Raw genomic sequence first — 8,319 nt, forward strand, 5'->3', positions numbered from 1 at the left:
GGGAACATGATCACGGGTCAGCGGGCGTCGGCTGGCGCCGAGGCCGGCGTGCCGTGCCAGGACTCCCAGAGCGCGGCGTAGGCGCCGCCCTCGGCGACCAGCTCGTCGTGAGAGCCCAGCTCGGCGATCCGGCCGCCCTCGACGACGGCGACGCGGTCGGCGTCGTGGGCGGTGTGCAGGCGGTGCGCGATCGCGATGACGGTCCGTCCGTGCAGCACCGCCGACAGCGACCGCTCGAGGTGCCGGGCCGCCCGCGGGTCGAGCAGTGACGTCGCCTCGTCGAGGACCAGCGTGTGCGGGTTGGCGAGGACGATGCGGGCCAGCGCGATCTGCTGCGCGAACGCCGGGCCCACCGGGTGACCGCCGGACCCGACGACGGTGTCGAGGCCGTCGGGGAGGGCGTCGGTCGCCTCGAGGGCGTCGACGGCGGCCAGCGCGCGGCGCAGGTCGTCGTCGGAGGCGGACGGCGCCGCCAGCGCGAGGTTGTCGCGCAACGTGCCCACGAACACGTGGTGTTCCTGGGTGACGAGTACGACCTCGCGCCGCAGCCGGTCGACGTCGAGGTCGACCAGCGGGACGCCGCCGACGTCCACGCGTCCCACCCGTGGCGGGTGGATGCCGGCCAGCAGCCGCCCGAGCGTCGACTTACCCGCGCCCGACGGGCCGACCATCGCCAGCCGCTCGCCGTGCGCCAGGTCCAGCGACACCCCGTGCAGGACGTCCTGTCCCTCGACGTAGGCGTAGCGGACGTCGGACGCGGCAATGTCCTCGCCCGCGGGCACGGCACCCGTCGGCGTCCGGTCGGGCGGGACGTTGGCGATGCCGACCACCCGGGCGAACGACGTCAGCCCGACCTGCAGCTCGTCGAGCCACGAGACCAGGCGGTCGACGGGGTCGACGATCTGCACCATATAGAGGACGACGGCGGTGACCTGGCCGGCGGTCGCGTGGCCGCCCGATGCCAGCCAGGCGCCCCAGGCCAGCGTCGCCACCACCGGCAGCACGTACGCCATCTCGGCCGTCGGGAACCACACGCTGCGCAGGAACAGCGTCCGCTTCTCCGCCGCGAACGCCTCGCGCAGGTCGTCGTCGGAGCGGGTGATCCGGACGTCGCCGAGGCCGAGCGCCTCGATGGTCCGGGCGCCGTCGACGGTCTCGGTGATGGTGCCGTTGATGGTCGCGTACGCCGCCCGTTCCCACAGGTAGCCGGCCCGCGCGCGGTTGAGGTACCAGCGCGTGCCGGCGATGAGCAGCGGTGCGCCGACGATGGCGCCCAGCGCCACCAGCGGCCCGGCCAGCACGGCCGCCGCCAGCGTCAGCACCGTCGTGACCAGCGCGACCAGGATCTCCGGCACCGCGAACCGCACCGTCCGCGACAGCGCGTCGATGTCGCCGGTGGTGCGGGCGACGAGGTCGCCGGTGCCGGCCCGCTCGACGGTGGACAGCGGCAGGCTCAGCACGCGGGCGATGAACGTCTCGCGCAGCTCGGCGAAGACCCGCTCGCCCAGCACCAACGACCGCTTGATGGCGACCCGGGTCAGCAGCGCCTGAACGACGATGCAGCCGGCCAGCACGGCCGCCAGGACGTCGACCCGGGTCTGCGAGCCGTCGCCGGTGACGGCGTCGACCATGCGGCCGAGCAGGAACGGCCCGGCCAGCCCGGCGGCGGCCGCCAGGACGTGCACGACCAGCGCGACGGCCAGCGTGGTGCGGTGCCGGCGGAACAGCCGGCCGGCCTCCTGACGGACCTCCGCGGGCGTCGCGACGGGGAGCGCGCCCGCGGGCGCCGGCCCGGACGGGGGCGTCGTCGTGCTCATTCCGGGTCCTCCTCTCGGGTCACGGTGCGGCGGTAGGCGGGGGTGGTGCTCATCAGCTCGTCGTGGCTGCCGGTGGCGACCAGCCGGCCGTCGTCGAACCAGGCGACGGTGTCGGCCTTGGCCAGCATGAGAGGGCTGGCGGTGACGACGACCGTCGTCCGCCCGGCGCGCGCGTCGCGCAGCCGGCCGGCGATGGCCGCCTCGGTGTGGGCGTCGACGGCGCTGGTCGGCTCGACCAGCACCAGCACCTCCGGCTCGCGCACCAGCACCCGCGCCAGCGCGACCCGCTGCCGCTGCCCGCCGGACAGCGACCGGCCGCGCTCCTCGACCGTGGCGTCGAGCCCGTCGCGCAGCGTCTCGAGCACGTCGCCGGCGGACGCGGTGTCCATGGCCGCGATCAGCTCGGCGTCGTCGTGCCGGCCGTACGGGTCGAGCCCGCCGCGCAGCGAGCCGGTGAACAGCGTCGGCTCGGGATCGCTCACCACGATGCGGCGGCGGACCTCGGCCACGGGCAGCTGGTCGAGCGGCACGTCGCCGAGCCGCACGCCGTCGCCGGGCACCAGCCGGCCCAGCCGGTCGGCCAGCGCGGCGGTGAACGCCGGCTCGTCGGAGACCAGCATGGTCAGCGAGCCCGGCTCGACCCGCAGCCCGGTCGCCTCGTCGACGAGCGGCGCGGCCGGCACCGGCACCGGCGCCTTCGCGGCGTCGGGCGAGGTGTCGGGCACCTCGCGCTCGATGGCCAACACCGCGAGCACGCGCCGCGCGGCCACCATGGCGCGGGTGGCGACGAACGCCATCTCACCGGCCGTGCGGACCGGCATGAGCAGGAAGAACGCGTAGCCGTACAACGCGACCAGCGCGCCGGGGTCGACGTCGCCGCTCAGCACCAGCCGCGCGCCCACCCACGTCAGCAGCACCAGGAAGACCCCCGGCAGCAGGACGAGGACGGCGTCGAGCAGCGCCTGGGTGCCGGCCAGCCGGACGCCGGCCGCGCGCACGGTCTCGGACCGCTCGGCGTAGCGGCGGATGAACACCTTCTCGCCGCCGATGCCGCGCAGCACCCGCAGGCCCGCCACGGTGTCGGCACCCAGCGCGGTGAGGTCGCCGAGCGCCTCGCGCTGGCGCCGCTGCCGTTCCTGCAATGGGCGGATGAGCGGGCCCATCGCGACGACCAGCAGCGGCACGCCGATGAGCACCATGAGCCCGAGCGGGACCGACGTGTCGAGCACGATGACCGCGACGAGGACGTAGGACACGATGGCGCCGGCGAACCGGGGCGAGACCTCCATCATGTGGCCGATGTGCATGGAGTCGCTGGACACCGTCGCCACGACCTCGCCGGTGGACATGGTCTTCGGCACCGCCGGGCCGGTGCGGGCCGTGTGCCGCGACACCAGCTGGATGACGCGGAACGCGGCGTACAGCCAGTTGGCCACCGACGCCCGGTGCCGCATGACGCCGGCCAGCGCCTGAACCAGCCCCAGCCCGGCGACGAGCGTCGCCCATCGGGCCGTGCTGCCGGAGTCGTCGTGGACGATGCCGTCGATGCCGTGACCGATGGCCCACGGGATCAACGCCTGCGCGACCATCCAGAGGATGCCGAAGAACGCGCCGACCACGAGGGTGCGCCACTGCGCCCGTCCCAACCAGGCCAGGAACCTGGTGCGGGAGCGGGTGTCCGGAGTGCCGGGATCGGCGTAGGGAAGGTCGCGCACGACCAACCACAGTACGAACTGTGAAGGCCGTGTCGCACCTGGTTTTCCGCTGGCTGAGATCGTTCCCACGCCGGTCGGTTCGGCAGCCGGGTTGGGGCGCGGTGGGCCGTTCGCGGACCGGTCACGAAGAGCACTCGACTAGGCTTGGCGGGTGGCCGAGACCTCCCATGACACCGTTCTCGTCGTCGACTTCGGCGCCCAGTACGCCCAGCTGATCGCCCGGCGCGTCCGTGAGGCGCGGGTCTACTCCGAGATCGTCCCGCACACCATGCCGGTCGCCGACATGCTGGCGAAGAACCCGAAGGCGATCATCCTGTCCGGCGGGCCGTCCAGCGTGTACGCCGAGGGCGCGCCGTCCGTCGACCCCGCGCTGTTCCAGGCGCGCACGCCGGTGTTCGGCATCTGCTACGGATTCCAGGCCATGGCGCGGGCGCTCGGCGGCACCGTCGCGCACACCGGCAAGTCCGAGTTCGGCCGCACCGACCTCGCCGTCCAGCTCCCCGGTGTGCTGCTGCAGGGCGTCGAGACCGGCGCGAAGGTGTGGATGAGCCACGGCGACTCCGTCACCGAGGCGCCGGCCGGCTTCGAGGTGCTGGCCGGCACGCCCGACACCCCGGTCGCGGCGTTCGAGGACGCCGCCCGCGGCCTGGCCGGCGTGCAGTGGCACCCCGAGGTGCTGCACTCCGAACACGGGCAGGCGGTGCTGCAGCACTTCCTCTACGACATCGCCGGCGCCCGGCCCACGTGGACCATGGTCAACATCGTCGAGGAGACGGTCGCGGCGGTCCGCGAGCAGGTCGGCGGCAAGCGGGTCATCTGCGGGCTGTCGGGCGGCGTCGACTCCGCGGTGGCCGCCGCGCTCGTCCAGCGGGCCGTCGGCAGCCAGCTGACCTGCGTCTACGTCGACCACGGCCTCATGCGCCAGGGCGAGTCCGAGCAGGTCGAGCGCGACTACGTGGCCGCCACGGGCGTCGACCTCCACGTCGTCGACGCCGCCGACCGCTTCCTCACCCAGCTCAAGGGCGTCGAGGACCCCGAGGAGAAGCGCAAGATCATCGGCCGCGAGTTCATCCGGGTCTTCGAGCAGGCCGCGCGCGACATCGTCGCCCAGGCCGGTGAAGAAGGCACCGAGGTCGAGTTCCTCGTGCAGGGCACGCTGTACCCCGACGTCGTCGAGTCCGGCGGCGGCGAGGGCACGGCCAACATCAAGAGCCACCACAACGTGGGCGGCCTGCCCGACGACCTCCAGTTCACGCTGATCGAGCCGCTGCGCACGCTGTTCAAGGACGAGGTCCGCGCGGTCGGCGAACAGCTGGGACTGCCGGCTGAGATGGTCTGGCGCCAGCCGTTCCCCGGCCCGGGCCTGGCCATCCGCATCGTCGGCGCCGTCGACTCCGAGCGGCTGGCCATCCTGCGCCGGGCCGACGCCATCGCCCGCGCGGAGCTCACCGCGGCCGGCCTCGACCGCGACGTCTGGCAGTTCCCGGTGGTGCTGCTGGCCGACGTCCGGTCCGTCGGCGTGCAGGGCGACGGCCGCACGTACGGCCACCCCATCGTGCTGCGGCCGGTGTCCAGCGAGGACGCCATGACGGCGGACTGGTCGCGGCTGCCGTACGAGGTCATCGAGCGCATCTCCACCCGCATCACCAACGAGGTGCGCGAGGTCAACCGCGTCGTGCTCGACGTCACCAGCAAGCCGCCGGGCACCATCGAGTGGGAGTGATCCCCAAAGGTCACGGGTGTCTGATCGCGCTCGTGCGTTGGGGAGTGCGTCACGCCCAGTTCGACGTCATGTGGTCGGCGTGACACGGTCGGTCCCTAGCCTGACCACATGTCGGACACGTTCGCGCTCCAGTCGCCCCTCGTCGTCGCGCACCGCGGCGCGTGCGGCTACCGGCCGGAGCACACGCTGGCCGGCTATCAGCTCGCCATCGACCTCGGTGCCGACTATCTCGACACCGACCTGCAGCTCACCCTCGACGGCGTCCTGGTCGCCCGGCACGACGCCGAGCTGTCCGCGTCCACCGACGTCGCCGAGCGGCCGGAGTTCGCGCATCGGCGCCGCCGGGGGCTGGTCGACGGCCGCGAGCTGACCGGCTGGTTCGTCGACGACTTCACGCTGGACGAGGTCAAGTCGCTGTACGCGCGCGAGCGGATCCCGCAGCTGCGCCCGGCCAACCAGGCCTACGACGGCCGGCTGCGGGTGCCGACGTTCGACGAGATCATCACGCTGGCGGTCGAGGGCAGCCGGCGCCGAGGCCGCCCGGTCGGCCTGTACGCCGAGCTCAAGCACCCGACGTACTACGCCGAGCGCGGGCTGTCGGCAGAGGACGCGCTGATGGCGGCGCTGCGCGGGTTCCGGCTGGAACGCGCCGGCGTCCCCGTCGTCGTCCAGTGCTACGAGCCGTCGGTGCTGCGCCGGCTGGCCGCCCGGACGTCGGTGCCGCTGGTGCAGCTGGTCGACATCACCGGCCGGCCGTTCGACTGGGAACGGGCCGAGGACGGCCGCCGGTTCGTCGACATGCTCACCCCGACGGGCCTGCGCGAGGTGGCGTCGTACGCGACGGTGCTGGGGGCGCACAAGTCGCTGGTGGTGCCGCGCGACCCGGAGGGCCGGCTGGGGCACCCCGGCCGGCTGGTGTCCGACGCACACGACCTCGGGATGGCGGTGCACGCCTGGACGTTCCGGAACGAGAACTCGTTCCTGCCGGCCGAGCGCCGTCGCGGCTGGGAGGCCGCCGGCCACGGCGACGCGCTGGGGGAGCTGGGGGTCTTCCTCGGCGCCGGGGTGGACGGCGTCCTCACCGACCATCCCGACACCGCGGTCGCGGCGAGGCGGGTCATGCAGAACCGACGGGTGATGGGGGGCCGAAGGTCTCCCTGAACCCTCGGTCCAGGGCGAATGTCGACTGGAGAGTTCGTGATCTTTGCACGACCCGACTCTGAACGAGGCTGCAGGATCAGGTCTTCGGGTCGCGCTCGCGACGCAGCTTGTTGAGCGAGGCCATGAGCCCGGCCAGCCCGATCGAGACCAGCAGGACCGGGATGGCGACCTCCAGGCCGGACAGGCCCAGCACGTCGTAGTGCACGAACGGCCACATGGCGCTCACTCCAAGGAAGAGAAGTCCGAAGACGAGGGAGACGACGTCGGTGTCGTGTCGCTTCATCGGGTCACCTCCAGGTCACCCGCGCCGAGCTCGAGGTCGAGGATGATCGTGCCGCCGCCGGGGCCGTCGGTGCCCAGGTTCACGACGTCGACGATCTGCTGCCCGACGCCGTCGCGCGACTCCTCGAACACGGTCAGGTCGCCGGCGTCGACGGCGGCGCGCCCGACCGTGACGTCGGCGTCGCGCGGCAGGATGACGGTCAGCTCCCCGACCCCCTGCGAGACGTCGAGGGTCACGGTCTGCGCGTCGGTGAGGGACAGCGCGGACAGGTCGTAGGTGATCGACCCGCCACCGTGCTCCTGCGGCCCGTCCGGTACCTGCGCCGCCGAGGTGTAGCGGTACGTGGCGTCGCCGACGTCCTCCCAGTCCCACTGCGAGGCCCAGGTGGCCGGGACCAGCGCGATCGAGAGCAGGAAGCCCAGCACGATCAGGCCGCGCGACCGCCCGTACCAGGCGCCGACGAGCAGGCCCAGCGCGACGATGCCCAACGGCACCGCGACGTACATGGCCGGCGGGTAGGTCGCCCAGGTCGCGTCGTTGGCGGCGAGCACGCCCACGGAGACCAGCGCGAGGCAGAACGTGATGAGGCCGAGCGCCGAGCGCTGCTTGGCCGGCCGCGCTGGCGGCTCGGGAACCGGGGGCGGCGGCGCGGCCGCCGGACCCCAGTCCGGGCCTTCCGGCCAGCCGGTGGTCGGACCGGACGGTCCGGCCACGGTGGAGCCGCCCTCTGCGGCGCCAGGGGCCGCGCTGGTCGCGCTGGTCGCGGTGGTCCCGCCGGTCGCCGTCCCGTGGGGGGCCGCCGGGGCGACGCTCGGGTCGTAGACGTAGGACTCGAAGCCGGCCTCCTGCGGCGCGTCGAAGCGGTCCGGCTCGTCCTCGTCGGCGCGGCGGCGCAGCAGCAGGTACACGCCCATGACGGCCAGGAGCAGCAGCACGCCGCCGTCCCACGTGCCGGCGAGGATGCCGATGCCGGCGATGAGACCGACGCCGGCGAGCAGCAGCGCCAGCGGGACGGTGCCCGTGCGGCGGTGCTCGCCGCGGCCGAGCGCCTGGTCGAGGATCGAGCTCTCCTCGTCCTCGGCCGGCACCACCAGCCAGCCGATCGCGTACAGCAGGACGCCGACGCCGCCGAAGATGGCGAGGACGACGGTGGCGACCCGGAGCACGACGGGGTCGATGCCCAGCCGCCGGCCCAGTCCGCCGAGCACGCCGGCGACGACCCGGTCCGACCGGCTGCGGCGCAGCGACCGGAACTCGTCCGAGACGCTCGGGCCGGTGCCCGCGACGGGAGGGGCAGGAGGCAGATCACTCATGCCACCGATGATGCCGAGGCGATGGCCCCGGATGCATCGGGGATGACCCGGAACGACCCCGGACCCGGGATCTCCGGGAGGTCCCTCATGGCGGCGCGCGCTCGCGCGTGTGACCATCGATGTCATGAGCACTGTGCCGACGCCACGTGCTGCCGGGCCGGCAGCGCGCGGTTCGGCGCGTCCCGGCGAGGCCGGCACCGACCCCGTCGAGGCCGAGTCCGCCGGCGTCGAGCCCGAGACGGAGGACGCCGCGGCGACGGAGCACGGGCCGCGCGAGCTGCCCCCCGGCGAGCCGCCGCCCACCGGC

6 protein-coding genes and 1 pseudogene are annotated in these 8,319 nt (G+C 73.8%); 3 read left to right on the forward strand and 4 right to left on the reverse strand.

The features are described from left to right. Positions 1-17: 17 nt before the first annotated feature. Both DY240_RS08890 and DY240_RS08895 read right to left on the reverse strand, forming a co-directional pair. Positions 18-1,817, reverse strand: a complete 1,800-nt coding sequence (locus tag DY240_RS08890; protein WP_119659576.1) for an ABC transporter ATP-binding protein — start codon at positions 1,815-1,817, stop codon at positions 18-20. Continuing rightward, complete coding sequence (locus DY240_RS08895; protein ID WP_119659577.1) at positions 1,814-3,532, reverse strand: ABC transporter ATP-binding protein; 1,719 nt, start codon at positions 3,530-3,532, stop codon at positions 1,814-1,816. Before DY240_RS08895 ends, DY240_RS08890 begins: the two co-directional genes overlap by 4 nt. A 151-nt stretch (positions 3,533-3,683) precedes the next feature. Here DY240_RS08895 and guaA point away from each other — a divergent pair, with 151 nt between their 5' ends. After that, positions 3,684-5,255, forward strand: a complete 1,572-nt coding sequence (gene guaA, locus DY240_RS08900; RefSeq protein WP_119659578.1) for a glutamine-hydrolyzing GMP synthase — start codon at positions 3,684-3,686, stop codon at positions 5,253-5,255. Between the two features lie 108 nt (positions 5,256-5,363). Further along, on the forward strand, positions 5,364-6,416 hold the full coding sequence (locus DY240_RS08905; protein WP_119659579.1) for a glycerophosphodiester phosphodiesterase family protein: 1,053 nt from the start codon (positions 5,364-5,366) through the stop codon (positions 6,414-6,416). Between the two features lie 76 nt (positions 6,417-6,492). Here DY240_RS08905 and DY240_RS31345 read toward each other — a convergent pair whose 3' ends face one another. After that, entirely contained in the window at positions 6,493-6,699 is a 207-nt protein-coding gene (locus DY240_RS31345; protein ID WP_147375248.1) for a hypothetical protein, read from the reverse strand. Then, on the reverse strand, positions 6,696-8,012 hold the full coding sequence (locus DY240_RS08910) for a PspC domain-containing protein (RefSeq protein ID WP_158602784.1): 1,317 nt from the start codon (positions 8,010-8,012) through the stop codon (positions 6,696-6,698). Before DY240_RS08910 ends, DY240_RS31345 begins: the two co-directional genes overlap by 4 nt. A 124-nt stretch (positions 8,013-8,136) precedes the next feature. Between DY240_RS08910 and DY240_RS31350 the strand changes: the two are divergent. Next, positions 8,137-8,319: pseudogene (locus DY240_RS31350) on the forward strand (hypothetical protein); the annotation flags it as partial.

Origin of the sequence: Jiangella rhizosphaerae (assembly GCF_003579925.1) — a bacterium.
Classification (GTDB): domain Bacteria; phylum Actinomycetota; class Actinomycetes; order Jiangellales; family Jiangellaceae; genus Jiangella; species Jiangella rhizosphaerae.